Raw genomic sequence first — 14,860 nt, 5'->3', positions numbered from 1 at the left:
ATTGTAGACTATATTGATTACTACAACAATAAACGAATTAAGGTAAAACTAAAAGGACTCAGTCCTGTGCAATACAGAACTAAATCCTTCGGATAAATTGATTGTCTAACTTTTTGGGGTCAGTACACCTTCAATTTTTTGCCATTGACCAACTGCCAGCCTTATCTGAAAAACGCATTACCAAGGAGCAAATAGAGCTTCTTTGGCAGGTTTATCAAGGTCAGAGGGAGCAATATCTTGACTAAGAAGATGATTATCGTATTTCTAAATTCATTTTTCTTAAGTAGCATGGTATAATAAAATGCAGGAAAATTTTGAATCATGAGGAAGACTAGATGAATTTATGGGATATTTTCTTTACGACCCAAGCAACAGAGCCACCCAAGTTTGATCTTTTTTGGTATATCAGTATATTTACACTCTTGGGTTTGACCTTTTATACAGCCTATCGCTATCGTGAAAAGAAGGCTTACCAACGATTTTTCCAAATCTTGCAGGCTGTTCAGTTGATCCTACTTTATGGTTGGTATGGGGTCAACCATATGCCACTGTCAGAAAGTTTACCTTTCTACCATTGCCGTATGGCTATGTTTGTGGTGCTCTTACTTCCTGGTCAGTCTAAATATAGGCAGTATTTTGCATTACTAGGAACATTTGGGACATTAGCTGCCTTTGTTTATCCAGTGCCAGATCCCTATCCTTTCCCACATATTGCCATTTTGTCCTTTATCTTTGGGCACTTAGCTCTCTTGGGGAACTCACTGGTTTATCTCTTGAGACAGTACGATGCGAGAATGCTAGATGTGAAAAGAATTTTTCTCATGACCTTTGCATTAAATGCCTTGATTTTTGTGGTCAATTTGGTAACAGGTGGAGATTACGGATTCTTGACCAAACCTCCATTGGTTGGAGATCACGGCTTAGTGGCTAATTATTTAATCGTTTCTCTGGCCTTGTCGGGAGCGATTACCTTGACAAAGAAAATTTTGGAACTATTTTTAGAACAAGAAGCAGAAAAAATGATTGCAAAGAAAGCTTAGAAATGAGCTTTCTTTTTTGTACAATAGACAGATTGTTGACAAAGTTTACAGTGAATGAATTTCTGAACAGAAAAACAAAAAAATTGGCTAGTAAATTTAGGAAAAAACTGAGCACGATGAGATTTTTTGTGTTATAATATTCTGTGAATAGCTATGCCCACGTTTAGCTATTGAATATTACGAAGTTAGAAACTTGGAAGATAGAGAGGATGCGATGTAATGGCTAGAGAAGGCTTTTTTACAGGTCTAGATATTGGAACAAGCTCTGTCAAGGTGCTTGTAGCCGAGCAGAGAAATGGTGAATTAAATGTAATTGGTGTGAGTAATGCCAAAAGTAAAGGTGTAAAGGATGGAATTATTGTTGATATTGATGCAGCAGCAACTGCTATCAAATCAGCAATTTCCCAAGCGGAAGAAAAAGCAGGCATTTCAATTAAATCAGTGAATGTTGGTTTACCAGCTAATCTCTTACAGGTAGAACCAACTCAAGGAATGATTCCAGTCACATCTGATACCAAGGAAATTATGGATCAAGATGTCGAAAATGTTGTCAAATCAGCTTTGACAAAGAGTATGACGCCTGATCGTGAGGTTATCACATTCATTCCTGAGGAATTTATTGTGGATGGTTTTCAAGGAATTCGTGACCCACGTGGCATGATGGGGGTTCGCCTTGAAATGCGTGGTTTACTTTATACAGGTCCTCGCACTATTTTACATAACCTACGTAAGACAGTTGAACGTGCAGGTGTTCAGGTTGAAAATATTATTATTTCACCACTAGCAATGGTTCAATCGATTTTGAATGAAGGTGAACGTGAATTTGGTGCTACAGTGATTGATATGGGAGCAGGACAGACAACTGTTGCTACAATCCGTAACCAAGAACTCCAGTTCACCAATATTCTCCAAGAAGGCGGAGATTACGTAACTAAGGATATCTCTAAAGTCTTGAAGACATCACAGAAACTAGCCGAAGGTTTGAAATTAAACTATGGAGAGGCTTATCCTCCTCTCGCAAGTAAAGAAACATTCCAAGTCGAAGTGATTGGGGAAGTAGAACCTGTTGAAGTAACAGAAAATTACTTGTCAGAGATTATTTCTGCACGAATTAAGCATATTTTTGAACAAATCAAACAAGACTTAGACAGAAGACATTTATTGGATCTTCCTGGTGGCATTGTTTTGATTGGTGGAACGGCTATTTTACCGGGTATTGTGGAGCTTGCTCAAGAAGTTTTTGGTGTTCGTGTGAAACTCTATGTTCCAAACCAAGTTGGAATTCGTAATCCTGCCTTTGCGCATGTGATTAGTCTATCAGAATTTGCGGGACAATTGACAGAAGTACATCTCTTGGCTCAACGAGCAGTCAAGGGTGATGAAGGATTATTCCAACAACCGCTCAGTTTCGGGGGAATGATTCAGAAAACAGCTCAGTTTGTTCAATCAACTACTGTTCAACCAGCTCCTACTCCAGAAGTAGAACCTGTAGCTCCTGCAGAACAAGTTGCAGAATTTCAACAGACTTCACAAAATAAACCGAAATTAGCAGATCGTTTCCGTGGCTTGATCGGAAGCATGTTTGACGAATAAAGAGGAAAAAATAAATTATGACATTTTCATTTGATACAGCTGCTGCCCAAGGTGCAGTGATTAAAGTAATTGGTGTCGGTGGAGGTGGTGGCAATGCCATCAACCGTATGGTCGACGAAGGTGTTACAGGCGTAGAATTTATCGCAGCAAATACAGATGTGCAAGCCTTGAGCAGTACAAAAGCTGAGACTGTTATTCAGTTAGGACCTAAATTGACTCGTGGTTTGGGTGCAGGAGGTCAACCTGAGGTTGGTCGTAAGGCTGCTGAAGAAAGCGAAGAAACACTGACGGAAGCTATCAGTGGCGCGGATATGGTCTTCATCACTGCTGGTATGGGAGGAGGCTCTGGAACTGGAGCTGCCCCTGTTATTGCTCGTATTGCAAAAGATTTGGGTGCTCTTACAGTTGGTGTTGTAACACGTCCGTTTGGTTTTGAAGGAAGCAAGCGTGGACAATTTGCTGTAGAAGGAATCAATCAACTTCGTGAGCATGTAGATACTCTATTGATTATCTCAAACAATAACTTGCTTGAAATTGTTGATAAGAAGACACCGCTTCTTGAAGCTCTTAGCGAAGCAGATAACGTTCTCCGTCAAGGTGTTCAAGGAATTACCGATTTGATTACCAATCCAGGATTGATTAACCTTGATTTTGCCGATGTGAAAACGGTAATGGCAAATAAAGGGAATGCTCTTATGGGTATTGGTATCGGTAGTGGAGAAGAACGTGTTGTTGAAGCAGCACGTAAGGCAATTTACTCTCCACTTCTTGAAACAACAATTGATGGAGCAGAAGATGTGATTGTCAACGTAACTGGTGGTCTTGACTTAACCTTGATTGAGGCAGAAGAGGCTTCACAAATTGTGAACCAAGCAGCAGGACAAGGAGTAAACATCTGGCTCGGTACTTCAATTGATGAAAGTATGCGTGATGAGATTCGTGTAACAGTTGTTGCAACGGGTGTTCGTCAAGACCGCGTAGAAAAGGTTGTGACTCCACAAGCTAGACCGACTACTAACTACCGTGAAACAGTGAAACCATCTCATTCACATGGATTTGATCGTCATTTTGATATGGCAGAAACAGTTGAATTGCCAAAACAAAATCAACGTCGTTCGGATCAAACTCAAACATCTGCTTTTGGTGATTGGGATTTACGTCGTGAGACACTCGTTCGTCCGACGGATTCAGTAGTGTCGCCGGTAGAACGCTTTGAAATTCCAAATTCGCAAGATGAAGATGAGTTGGATACACCTCCATTTTTCAAAAATCGTTAAGTAAATGAATGTAAAAGAAAATACAGAACGTGTTTTTCTAGAAATTGCAGAAGCTAGTCTGAGTGCTCATCGCAAGAGTGGCTCAGTCTCTGTCATTGCAGTTACCAAGTATGTAGATGTACCGACAGCGGAAGCCTTGCTTCCGCTAGGGGTTCATCATATCGGTGAAAATCGTGTAGATAAGTTTCTAGAGAAATATCAAGCTTTAAAAGATCGAGATGTGACTTGGCATTTGATTGGTACCTTGCAAAGACGTAAGGTGAAAGATGTCATTCAATATGTTGATTATTTTCATGCCTTGGATTCAGTAAAGCTAGCAGAGGAAATTCAAAAAAGAAGTGACCGAGTCATCAAGTGTTTCCTGCAAGTAAATATTTCTAAAGAAGAAAGTAAACACGGCTTTTCGAGAGAAGAATTATTGGAAGTCTTGCCAGAGTTAGCCAAACTAGATAAGATTGAATATGTTGGTTTGATGACAATGGCGCCATTTGAGGCTAGCAGTGAACAGTTGAAAGAGATTTTCAAGGCGACTCAAGATTTACAAAGAGAAATCCAAGAAAAACAAATTCCAAATATGCCTATGACCGAGTTAAGTATGGGAATGAGTCGTGATTATAAAGAAGCGATTCAATTCGGTTCCACCTTTGTTCGCATAGGTACAGCATTTTTTAAGTAGGAGAGAACCATGTCTTTAAAAGATAGATTCGATAGATTTATAGATTATTTTACGGAGGATGAGGATTTAAGTCTCCCTAATGAAAAACGAGATGAGCCCATTTTAACTCCAGTAAATTCTACACAGGAAAAGGCTCTCTCAACGAATCCAACACCACGCACAAGCACAAGTAGTACAAAAGAAACTAATATTACTAGACTGCATGCACGTCAACAAGAGTTAGCCAAGCAAAATCAACATTCTACTGAAAAAGTAACAATCGATGTTCGTTACCCTAGAAAATATGAAGATGCGATAGAAATTGTTGATTTATTAGCAGGAAACGAAAGTATTTTGATTGATTTTCAATATATGACTGAGGTGCAAGCTCGTCGTTGTTTAGATTATCTGGATGGTGCTTGCCATGTTCTAGCTGGAAATTTGAAAAAGGTAGCATCTACCATGTACCTGTTGACACCAGTGAATGTTATTGTAAATGTTGAAGATATCCGTTTACCAGATGAAGATCAACAAGGTGAGTTTGATTTTGATATGAGACGAAATAGAGTACGATAATGATTTTTTTAATTCGTATGATTTATAATGCAGTGGATATTTACTCCCTGATTTTGGTAGCCTTTGCTGTCATGTCTTGGTTTCCAGGTGCCTACGAATCAAGTTTAGGTCGTTGGATTGTAGCATTGGTAAAACCAGTGCTTGCTCCTTTGCAACGTCTGCCTTTACAGATAGCAGGTCTAGATTTATCTGTTTGGGTTGCGATTGTTTTGGTTCGGTTTTTAGGGGAAAACTTAGTGCGTTTTCTGGCGATGATGGGATGAATAAAGGGATTTACCAGCATTTCTCTATAGAAGATCGCCCCTTTCTTGATAAGGGAATGGAATGGATAAAGAAGGTAGAAGATAGCTATGCTCCTTTTTTAACTCCTTTTATCAATCCTCATCAGGAGAAGCTATTAAAAATTTTAGCCAAAACCTATGATCTTGCTTGTAGCAGTAGTGGGGAATTCGTCTCAAGTGAGTATGTTCGAGTTTTATTATACCCAGATTATTTCCAGCCAGAGTTTTCAGATTTTGAAATGTCTCTCCAGGAAATTGTATATTCCAATAAATTTGAACACTTAACGCATGCTAAGATTTTAGGGACAGTCATCAATCAATTAGGGATTGAACGGAAACTTTTTGGAGATATCCTAGTAGATGAAGAACGGGCGCAGATTATGATTAATCAACAGTTTCTTCTTCTCTTTCAAGATGGATTAAAGAAAATTGGCCGTATACCCGTTTCGCTGGAGGAACGTCCTTTCACCGAGAAAATAGATAAGCTAGAACAGTATAGAGAGCTGGATTTATGCGTGTCTAGTTTTAGATTAGATGTTCTTTTATCAAATGTTTTAAAACTATCTAGAAATCAAGCAAACCAGTTGATTGACAAGAAACTTGTCCAAGTAAATTATCATATGGTAGACAAATCAGATTATACTGTTCAAGTTGGAGACTTGATTAGTGTGAGAAAATTTGGGCGTTTGAGGTTACTTCAAGATAAGGGACAAACTAAAAAAGAGAAGAAAAAAATAACAGTCCAGTTGTTATTAAGTAAGTGAGGAAAAATATGCCAATTACATCGTTAGAAATCAAAGATAAAACCTTTAGCACACGCTTTAGAGGTTTTGATCCAGAAGAAGTAGATGAATTTTTAGATATTGTAGTCCGTGATTATGAAGATTTAGTCCGCTCTAATCATGATAAGGATTTACATATTAAGAGTTTAGAAGATCGTTTGTCTTACTTTGATGAGATGAAAGATTCATTGAGCCAGTCTGTATTGATTGCTCAAGATACAGCTGAACGAGTAAAACAAGCTGCATCTGAACGTTCAAACAATATTATCCATCAAGCAGAGCAAGATGCACAACGTTTATTGGAAGAAGCTAAGTACAAGGCAAATGAAATTCTTCGTCACGCAACTGATAATGCTAAGAAAGTTGCTGTTGAAACAGAAGAATTGAAGAACAAGAGTCGTGTCTTCCACCAGCGTCTTAAATCTACAATTGAGAGTCAGTTGGCTATCGTTGAATCTTCAGATTGGGAAGATATTCTTCGTCCAACAGCTACTTATCTTCAAACCAGTGATGAAGCCTTTAAAGAAGTGGTTAGCGAAGTGCTTGGAGAACCGATTCCAGCTCCAATTGAGGAAGAACCAATTGATATGACACGTCAATTCTCTCAGGCAGAAATGGCAGAGTTACAAGCTCGTATTGAGGCAGCCAATAAAGAATTGGCTGAATTTGAAGCTCAGGCTAAACAGGAAGTGGAAAATCCAACTCCTGTAGTGAGTCCTCAAATTGAAGAAGAGCCTGCTCATCCAGTTGGTCCAATGTATGAAGAGCCAGAAGTAGTCCCAAGCCATTACTCAGGCCCAACACCAGCTACTGAAGCTGTAAGCTCAGAACCAGGATTTGAGGCACCGCAAGAATCTGTTACAATTTTATAAGAAACGATGTGAGAACAATATCTTATCCTTATATTTCCAGCGAGCAGGAGATGGTGTGAGTCCTGCATTCCCTAATGATAAGATTATCCTCTCAAAAACTCAAGTCTGAAGCTAGTAAGATTTGACGTTCCCCACGTTACGGGAAAAGAGGGAGAAAGACTAGATCTTTTTCCGAACAAAGGTGGTACCACGATTTTCGTCCTTTTTGGCAGTCGTGGTTTTTAATTTGTTATTATTTATAAAGGAGATACCATGAAACTTAAAGATACCCTTAACCTTGGGAAAACAGCTTTCCCAATGCGTGCAGGCCTTCCTACCAAAGAGCCAGTTTGGCAAAAGGAATGGGAAGATGCAAAACTTTACCAACGTCGTCAAGAATTGAACCAAGGAAAACCTCATTTCACCTTGCATGATGGCCCTCCATACGCGAACGGAAATATCCACGTTGGACATGCTATGAACAAGATTTCAAAAGATATCATTGTTCGCTCAAAATCTATGTCAGGTTTTTACGCACCATTTATCCCTGGTTGGGACACTCATGGTCTGCCAATCGAGCAAGTTTTGGCAAAACAAGGTGTTAAACGCAAAGAAATGGACTTGGTTGAGTACTTGAAACTTTGCCGTGAATACGCTCTTTCTCAAGTAGATAAACAACGTGAAGACTTTAAACGTTTGGGTGTTTCTGGTGACTGGGAAAATCCATATGTGACTTTGACTCCTGATTATGAAGCAGCGCAAATCCGTGTCTTCGGTGAGATGGCTAATAAAGGTTATATCTACCGTGGTGCAAAACCAGTTTACTGGTCTTGGTCATCTGAGTCAGCCCTTGCTGAAGCAGAGATTGAATACCATGACTTGGTTTCAACTTCTCTTTATTATGCAAATAAAGTAAAAGATGGCAAAGGTGTTCTAGATACAGATACTTACATCGCTGTCTGGACAACTACTCCATTTACCATTACAGCTTCTCGTGGTTTGACTGTTGGAGCGGATATTGATTACGTTTTGGTTCAACCTGCTGGTGAAACTCGTAAGTTTGTGGTTGCTGCAGAATTGTTAACTAGCTTGTCTGAGAAATTTGGCTGGGCTGATGTTCAAGTTTTGGCAACTTACCGTGGTCAAGAACTCAACCACATCGTAACAGAACACCCATGGGATACAGCTGTAGATGAATTGGTTATCCTTGGTGATCACGTTACCACTGACTCTGGTACTGGTATTGTCCATACAGCCCCTGGTTTTGGTGAAGACGACTACAATGTCGGTATTGCTAATGGTCTTGAAGTTGCGGTCACTGTTGATGAACGCGGTATCATGATGGCTAATGCTGGTGCTGAGTTTGAAGGTCAATTCTATGAAAAGGTAGTTCCAACTGTTATCGAGAAACTTGGTAACCTCCTTCTTGCCCAAGAAGAAATCTCTCACTCATATCCATTTGACTGGCGTACTAAGAAACCAATCATCTGGCGTGCAGTACCACAATGGTTTGCCTCAGTTTCTAAATTCCGCCAAGAAATCTTGGATGAAATTGAAAAGGTGAAATTCCACTCAGAATGGGGTAAAGTCCGTCTTTACAATATGATCCGTGACCGTGGCGACTGGGTTATCTCTCGTCAACGTGCTTGGGGTGTTCCGCTTCCTATCTTCTACGCTGAAGATGGTACAGCTATCATGACTGCTGAAACTATTGAACATGTAGCTCAACTCTTTGAAGTACATGGTTCAAGCATTTGGTGGGAACGCGATGCCAAGGACCTCTTGCCAGAAGGATATACTCACCCAGGTTCACCAAATGGTGAATTCAAGAAAGAAACAGATATCATGGACGTTTGGTTTGACTCAGGTTCATCATGGAATGGGGTTGTAGTAAACCGTCCAGAATTAACTTACCCAGCAGACCTTTATCTTGAAGGTTCTGACCAATACCGTGGTTGGTTCAACTCTTCACTTATCACATCTGTTGCCAACCATGGCGTAGCACCATACAAACAAATCTTGTCACAAGGTTTTGCCCTTGATGGTAAAGGTGAGAAGATGTCTAAATCTCTTGGAAATACCATTGCTCCAAGTGATGTTGAAAAACAATTTGGTGCTGAAATTTTGCGTCTCTGGGTAACAAGTGTAGACTCAAGCAACGACGTGCGTATTTCTATGGATATCTTGAGCCAAGTCTCTGAAACTTACCGTAAAATCCGTAACACCCTTCGTTTCTTGATTGCCAATACATCTGACTTTAACCCAGCTCAAGATACAGTAGTTTACGATGAGCTTCGCTCAGTTGATAAGTACATGACGATTCGCTTTAACCAGCTTGTGAAAACGATTCGTGATGCCTATGCTAACTTTGAATTCTTGACAATCTACAAGGCCTTGGTGAACTTTATCAACGTTGACTTGTCAGCCTTCTACCTTGATTTTGCTAAGGACGTTGTTTACATCGAAGGTGCCAAATCACTGGAACGCCGTCAAATGCAGACTGTCTTCTATGACATTCTTGTTAAAATCACCAAACTCTTGACACCAATCCTCCCTCACACTGCAGAGGAAATCTGGTCATACCTTGAGTTTGAAGCCGAAGACTTCGTTCAATTGTCAGAATTGCCAGAAGCAGAAACTTTTGCTAACCAAGAGGAAATCTTGGATACATGGGCTGCATTCATGGATTTCCGTGGACAAGCTCAAAAAGCCTTGGAAGAAGCTCGTAATGCCAAAGTTATCGGTAAATCACTCGAAGCACACTTGACAGTTTATCCGAACGAAGTTGTGAAAACTCTACTCGAAGCAGTAAACAGTAATGTAGCTCAACTTTTGATCGTGTCTGAATTGACTATCGCAGAAGGACCAGCTCCAGAAACTGCTGTTAGCTTCGAAGATGTAGCCTTCACAGTAGAACGCGCTGCAGGTGAAGTATGTGACCGTTGCCGTCGTATCGACCCAACAACAGCAGAACGCAGTTACCACGCAGTCATTTGTGACCACTGTGCAAGCATCGTAGAAGAAAATTTCGCGGACGCAGTCGCAGAAGGATTTGAAGCGAAATAAGGTTGAAAAATCTAGAGAAAACTCAATTTGAGAAGGAAAGACAACTAATTTTATAATCTATAAAACGCATTGTATCACGTTTTTGAATACCTGATATGATGCGTTTTTATCATGTTAGAAGTTTATTGTCGTTTTCTTGTTTCAATTAATACTTTTCGAAAATCTCTTCAAACTACGTCAATGTTGCCTCACTGTACTTCAGCACAGCTTGCGACTAGCTTCCTAGTTTGCTTTTTGATTTTCATTGAGTATAACTTTACATCGTTATCTATTGTTGAATTTCAAAAAGCTCATGATTCATCTGAAAAGTAGATTTCATGAGCTTTTATCTGTTGGCGTTCTAAATGGATTCATCAACCAAATGTTTAAGATTTGATAGGAGATGCTCCAAAGTTAGGACTGTTTTCTGATGGTGATCTAGTTGGTAGAGATTTTGAAAGTAGTCTTGAATATCGTTTTCAAAATTTTGAGGTAGATGAGAGCAATTGTTTTTTGCGAACTGGAGCATGCGTTTTTCTCCTGGATGGAGCTGCTCATTGAAGGCGAAGAGCAAATCAAAATAAGAGGCGAAAAACTCACTAGTGCGGTGATTGATGCTGAGTAAGTCTTGGCGTTTGAGAGCTTTTTTGATTTGTCTTGAAAAAGCTGGCATAGCTTGGTCGAGAAGCAGGAATTGCTTGTTGATGATATTCTTTTTCAGCTCAGCTGGATAAGGAAGATTGTACTTTTTCTGGAGGGCAGCATAGTGACCATCTTGATTGTAGATAATCTTACTATTGAGAAGATTGTACCACATACAAGTAGTGTAAGAATTCTGGGCTTGATGCTCTAAAACTACGGCTTGTAAATCTTTGTCAAATTCGTCTAAAGAGCGGTAAATCAGCTCGATTTCGATACCATTATTGAGAACACAATCATCTTCCAATTCCCAAAATTGATTACCGATTTCCATATAGGAGCAATGTTTACTGAGGATTTCTTTTCGTATGTCTGGCGAGAGAGGAGAACTGAGGTAGACATATACATCATAATCAGAGTCTTTGTCAAAATCTTGTCCAGCCCGTGAGCCTCCTAGAGCTAGAGCCTCTACTTGCTCTAGTTGAGCCAATTCTTTAAAGAGATGTTGTGGCATAATGTTAACCTTCTTTATTTTTTGACATCATTCTAACAAAAAGTAAGGAGACTAGCAAGAGTGAAATGGAAATTTCTTCTCATATATTTGCTGATCTTGTTCAAAGCAATCCAACTGCCAAACAGTCGGTTCCTTTTTGGTTTTGACTAGCTTTTTTGTGAAAAATTGTGTAAAATAGAATAGATAAACGAGGGGAAACCTCGGAAAATTTAAAGGAGAATCCATCTAATGGTAAAATTGGTTTTTGCTCGCCACGGTGAGTCTGAATGGAACAAAGCTAACCTTTTCACTGGTTGGGCTGATGTTGATTTGTCTGAAAAAGGTACACAACAAGCGATTGACGCTGGTAAATTGATCAAAGAAGCTGGTATCGAATTTGACCAAGCTTATACTTCAGTATTGAAACGTGCGATCAAAACAACTAACTTGGCTCTTGAAGCTTCTGACCAATTGTGGGTTCCAGTTGAAAAATCATGGCGCTTGAATGAACGTCACTACGGTGGTTTGACTGGTAAAAACAAAGCTGAAGCTGCTGAACAATTTGGTGATGAACAAGTTCACATCTGGCGTCGTTCATACGATGTATTGCCTCCAAACATGGACCGTGATGATGAGCACTCAGCTCACACTGACCGTCGTTACGCTTCACTTGACGACTCAGTCATTCCAGATGCTGAAAACTTGAAAGTAACTTTGGAACGTGCCCTTCCATTCTGGGAAGATAAAATCGCTCCAGCTCTTAAAGATGGTAAAAACGTATTTGTAGGAGCTCACGGTAACTCAATCCGTGCCCTTGTAAAACACATCAAAGGTTTGTCAGATGACGAAATCATGGATGTGGAAATCCCTAACTTCCCACCATTAGTATTCGAATTCGACGAAAAATTGAACGTAGTTTCTGAATACTACCTTGGAAAATAAAAAATTGTAAGTCTAGAATTGATTTCTAGGCTTTTTATGTTAGTATGGTAGTATGATAAGGAATAAAAAACAAGATTATGTACTGACCTACAAGCAACCAGCTTCAACTACTTACAAGGGTTGGGAAGAAGAGGCCTTACCGCTAGGCAATGGTTGTTTAGGAGCTAAAGTCTTTGGGCTTATAGGGGCTGAGCGGATTCAATTCAATGAAAAAAGTCTCTGGTCTGGTGGTCCACTTCCTGATAGTTCCGATTATCAGGGTGGAAATCTTCAGGATCAGTATGGTTTTTTAGCTGATATTCGGCAGGCTTTGGAAAAGAGAGATTACAATCGGGCTAAGGAACTGGCGGAGCAGCATCTAGTCGGGCCCCAAACGAGTCAATATGGGACCTATCTGTCCTTTGGGGATATTCACATTGAGTTCAGCCAGCAAGGTACGACTTTGTCTCAGGTGACGGACTATCAGAGACAGCTGAATATTAGTAAGGCACTTGCGATGACTTCTTATGCCTATAAGGGAACGCGATTTGAACGTGAAGCTTTTGCCAGTTTTCCAGATGATCTCTTGGTTCAGCGTTTTACTAAGGAAGGGGCGGAAACTCTAGATTTTACTATAGAACTGTCGCTAAGTCGTGATTTGGCTTCTGATGGAAAGTATGAGCAGGAAAAATCTGATTACAAGGAATGCAAGTTGGATGTCTTTGATTCTCATATCTTGATGAAGGGGAGGGTCAAGGACAATGACCTGCGGTTTGCTGGCTGTCTAGCTTGGGAAACGGATGGAGACATTAGAGTCTGGTCAGATAAGATTCAGATATCAGGAGCCAGTTATGCCAATCTCTTCTTGGCTGCTAAGACGGATTTTTCCCAAAATCCTGCTAGCAATTATCGCAAGAAAATAGATTTAGAGCAACAGGTAAAAGACTTGGTGAAGATAGCTAAAGAAAAGGGCTATACCCAATTGAAATCAAGGCATATTCAGGATTACCAAGCCTTATTCCAGCGTGTTCAATTGGATTTGGGAGCTGATTTTGAATCATCCCCTACAGATGATTTGCTAAAAAATTATAAGCCACAAGCGGGGCAGGCTTTGGAGGAATTGTTCTTCCAGTATGGGCGGTATTTATTGATTAGTTCTTCTAGAGACTGCCCAGATGCTCTACCAGCTAACCTACAGGGAGTCTGGAATGGGGTCGATAATCCTCCTTGGAATTCGGACTATCACCTGAATATCAACCTGCAGATGAATTATTGGCCAGCCTATGTTACCAATCTCCTAGAGACGGCTTTTCCAGTCATCAACTATATCGATGATTTGCGAGTCTATGGTCGTCTAGCGGCTGCAAGGTATGCAGGAATTGTCTCTCAGGAAGGGGAGGAGAATGGTTGGTTGGTTCATACTCAAGCGACTCCTTTTGGCTGGACGGCACCTGGTTGGGATTACTATTGGGGTTGGTCACCAGCTGCCAATGCGTGGATGATGCAAACTGTTTATGAAGCCTATTCATTTTACAGGGACCAAGACTATCTCAGGGAGAAAATTTATCCCATGTTGAAGGAAACGGTTCGTTTTTGGAATGATTTTTTACATGAGGATCAGCAGGCTCAACGTTGGGTATCTTCTCCGTCTTATTCCCCAGAACATGGACCGATTTCGATTGGCAATACCTATGACCAATCTCTGATTTGGCAGTTATTTCATGATTTTATACAGGCTGCTCAGGAATTGGGGCTGGATGGGGATTTGTTGACGGAAGTCAAAGAAAAATTTGACCTGCTTAATCCTCTACAAATCACTCAATCTGGTCGAATCAGAGAGTGGTATGAGGAGGAAGAACAGTATTTTCAAAATGAGAAGGTGGAGGCTCAACATCGGCATGCTTCTCATCTGGTGGGACTTTATCCTGGAAATCTCTTTAGTCATAAGGGACAAGACTATCTTGAAGCGGCGCGTGCTAGTCTCAATGATCGTGGAGACGGGGGCACAGGCTGGTCCAAGGCTAATAAGATCAATCTCTGGGCGCGTCTAGGAGATGGAAATCGAGCCCATAAATTATTAGCAGAGCAGTTAAAGACATCCACCTTGCCCAATCTTTGGTGCACCCATCCTCCTTTTCAGATAGATGGTAATTTTGGTGCTACTAGTGGTATGGCAGAAATGTTGCTCCAGTCTCATACAGCTTATCTAGTGCCCCTAGCTGCCCTACCCGATGCTTGGTCAACAGGTTCTATTTCAGGTTTAATGGCACGTGGACATTTTGAAGTTAGTATGCGGTGGGAGGATAAAAAACTCTTACAGATGACCATTTTATCAGGAAGTGGAGGAGATTTGCGAGTCTCTTATCCAGGTATTGAAAAAAGTGTGATTGAAGTGAATCAAGAAAAAGCAAAAGTGAAATGTATAGGGAAAGATTGTATTTCAGTGGCGACAGCAGAAGGCGATCTGGTTCAATTTTCTTTTTAAGAAGATGTCATACTCTTAGAAAATCAAATTCAAACCACGTCAGCGTCGCCTTACCGTATATATGTGACTGACTTTGTCAGTCTTATCTACAACCTCAAAGCGGTGCTTTGAGCAACCTGCGGCTAGCTTCCTAGTTTGCTCTTTAATTTTCATTGAGTATTAGAAGGCAGTAATTTGGAACTGCCTTTTTTGAAGGATTTGAAAATGTAAGCAGTTTCCAAC

The 14,860-nt window shown here is 40.4% G+C and carries 13 protein-coding genes and 1 pseudogene; 13 read left to right on the top strand and 1 reads right to left on the bottom strand.

Annotation, left to right across the window (positions count from 1 at the left end):
* From FJR73_RS09060 to ileS, 11 genes and pseudogenes are all read left to right on the top strand, one after another.
* A partial coding sequence (locus FJR73_RS09060) for an IS3 family transposase (protein WP_133162783.1) occupies positions 1–96 on the top strand: 96 nt, incomplete at its 5' end.
* Positions 97–128: 32 nt separating this feature from the next.
* Positions 129–245: pseudogene (locus FJR73_RS09055) on the top strand (NUDIX hydrolase); the annotation flags it as partial.
* A 90-nt stretch (positions 246–335) separates the two neighbouring features.
* Positions 336–1,040, top strand: a complete 705-nt coding sequence (locus FJR73_RS09050; RefSeq protein WP_140834562.1) for a TIGR02206 family membrane protein — start codon at positions 336–338, stop codon at positions 1,038–1,040.
* A 219-nt stretch (positions 1,041–1,259) separates the two neighbouring features.
* Entirely contained in the window at positions 1,260–2,633 is a 1,374-nt protein-coding gene (gene ftsA / locus FJR73_RS09045) for a cell division protein FtsA (RefSeq protein WP_049535035.1), read from the top strand.
* A 17-nt stretch (positions 2,634–2,650) separates the two neighbouring features.
* Positions 2,651–3,910: a cell division protein FtsZ gene (gene ftsZ / locus FJR73_RS09040; protein ID WP_140834560.1), complete on the top strand. Its 1,260-nt coding sequence runs from the start codon at positions 2,651–2,653 to the stop codon at positions 3,908–3,910.
* A gap of 4 nt (positions 3,911–3,914) precedes the next feature.
* Entirely contained in the window at positions 3,915–4,586 is a 672-nt protein-coding gene (locus tag FJR73_RS09035; protein WP_140834559.1) for a YggS family pyridoxal phosphate-dependent enzyme, read from the top strand.
* Between the two features lie 9 nt (positions 4,587–4,595).
* A complete protein-coding gene (locus tag FJR73_RS09030; protein WP_000053378.1) occupies positions 4,596–5,141 on the top strand; it encodes a cell division protein SepF in 546 nt (181 codons plus the stop codon).
* Positions 5,141–5,404: a YggT family protein gene (locus FJR73_RS09025; protein WP_140834558.1), complete on the top strand. Its 264-nt coding sequence runs from the start codon at positions 5,141–5,143 to the stop codon at positions 5,402–5,404. The genes FJR73_RS09030 and FJR73_RS09025 overlap by 1 nt, the downstream gene beginning before the upstream one ends.
* Positions 5,401–6,186: an RNA-binding protein gene (locus FJR73_RS09020; protein WP_140834556.1), complete on the top strand. Its 786-nt coding sequence runs from the start codon at positions 5,401–5,403 to the stop codon at positions 6,184–6,186. The genes FJR73_RS09025 and FJR73_RS09020 overlap by 4 nt, the downstream gene beginning before the upstream one ends.
* Before the next feature lie 8 nt (positions 6,187–6,194).
* Positions 6,195–7,076 carry a DivIVA domain-containing protein gene (locus FJR73_RS09015; RefSeq protein WP_001123206.1) on the top strand — a complete coding sequence of 294 codons (882 nt, stop codon included), beginning with the start codon at positions 6,195–6,197 and terminating at the stop codon, positions 7,074–7,076.
* Positions 7,077–7,328: 252 nt separating this feature from the next.
* Complete coding sequence (gene ileS / locus FJR73_RS09005; protein WP_140834555.1) at positions 7,329–10,121, top strand: isoleucine--tRNA ligase; 2,793 nt, start codon at positions 7,329–7,331, stop codon at positions 10,119–10,121.
* A gap of 340 nt (positions 10,122–10,461) precedes the next feature.
* Here the strand turns inward: ileS and FJR73_RS09000 are convergent, their stop codons facing one another.
* On the bottom strand, positions 10,462–11,253 hold the full coding sequence (locus tag FJR73_RS09000; protein ID WP_140834554.1) for a DUF4037 domain-containing protein: 792 nt from the start codon (positions 11,251–11,253) through the stop codon (positions 10,462–10,464).
* A gap of 228 nt (positions 11,254–11,481) precedes the next feature.
* On the opposite strand from FJR73_RS09000, the gene FJR73_RS08995 reads away from it, so the two are divergent.
* The gene (locus FJR73_RS08995) at positions 11,482–12,174 is read left to right on the top strand and encodes a phosphoglycerate mutase (protein WP_000240129.1); all 693 of its coding nucleotides are present in this window, start codon (positions 11,482–11,484) and stop codon (positions 12,172–12,174) included.
* Between the two features lie 52 nt (positions 12,175–12,226).
* Positions 12,227–14,638, top strand: a complete 2,412-nt coding sequence (locus FJR73_RS08990) for a glycoside hydrolase N-terminal domain-containing protein (RefSeq protein ID WP_140834553.1) — start codon at positions 12,227–12,229, stop codon at positions 14,636–14,638.
* Positions 14,639–14,860 lie beyond the last annotated feature (222 nt).

It is taken from the genome of Streptococcus sp. D2, from assembly GCF_006385825.1.
Lineage (GTDB): Bacteria > Bacillota > Bacilli > Lactobacillales > Streptococcaceae > Streptococcus > Streptococcus shenyangsis.
The sequence above is the reverse complement of the archived record's forward strand: the minus strand, read 5'-3'. Positions and strand labels throughout refer to the sequence as shown.

Excerpts from the sequence above, each read along its gene's own strand:
- FJR73_RS09050 (WP_140834562.1), top strand. The coding sequence starts at position 336 with ATGAATTTATGGGATATTTTCTTTACGACCCAAGCAACAGAGCCACCC.
- ftsA (WP_049535035.1), top strand. The coding sequence starts at position 1,260 with ATGGCTAGAGAAGGCTTTTTTACAGGTCTAGATATTGGAACAAGCTCT.
- ftsZ (WP_140834560.1), top strand. The coding sequence starts at position 2,651 with ATGACATTTTCATTTGATACAGCTGCTGCCCAAGGTGCAGTGATTAAA.
- FJR73_RS09035 (WP_140834559.1), top strand. The coding sequence starts at position 3,915 with ATGAATGTAAAAGAAAATACAGAACGTGTTTTTCTAGAAATTGCAGAA.
- FJR73_RS09030 (WP_000053378.1), top strand. The coding sequence starts at position 4,596 with ATGTCTTTAAAAGATAGATTCGATAGATTTATAGATTATTTTACGGAG.
- FJR73_RS09025 (WP_140834558.1), top strand. The coding sequence starts at position 5,141 with ATGATTTTTTTAATTCGTATGATTTATAATGCAGTGGATATTTACTCC.
- FJR73_RS09020 (WP_140834556.1), top strand. The coding sequence starts at position 5,401 with ATGAATAAAGGGATTTACCAGCATTTCTCTATAGAAGATCGCCCCTTT.
- FJR73_RS09015 (WP_001123206.1), top strand. The coding sequence starts at position 6,195 with ATGCCAATTACATCGTTAGAAATCAAAGATAAAACCTTTAGCACACGC.
- ileS (WP_140834555.1), top strand. The coding sequence starts at position 7,329 with ATGAAACTTAAAGATACCCTTAACCTTGGGAAAACAGCTTTCCCAATG.
- FJR73_RS09000 (WP_140834554.1), bottom strand. The coding sequence starts at position 11,253 with ATGCCACAACATCTCTTTAAAGAATTGGCTCAACTAGAGCAAGTAGAG.
- FJR73_RS08995 (WP_000240129.1), top strand. The coding sequence starts at position 11,482 with ATGGTAAAATTGGTTTTTGCTCGCCACGGTGAGTCTGAATGGAACAAA.
- FJR73_RS08990 (WP_140834553.1), top strand. The coding sequence starts at position 12,227 with ATGATAAGGAATAAAAAACAAGATTATGTACTGACCTACAAGCAACCA.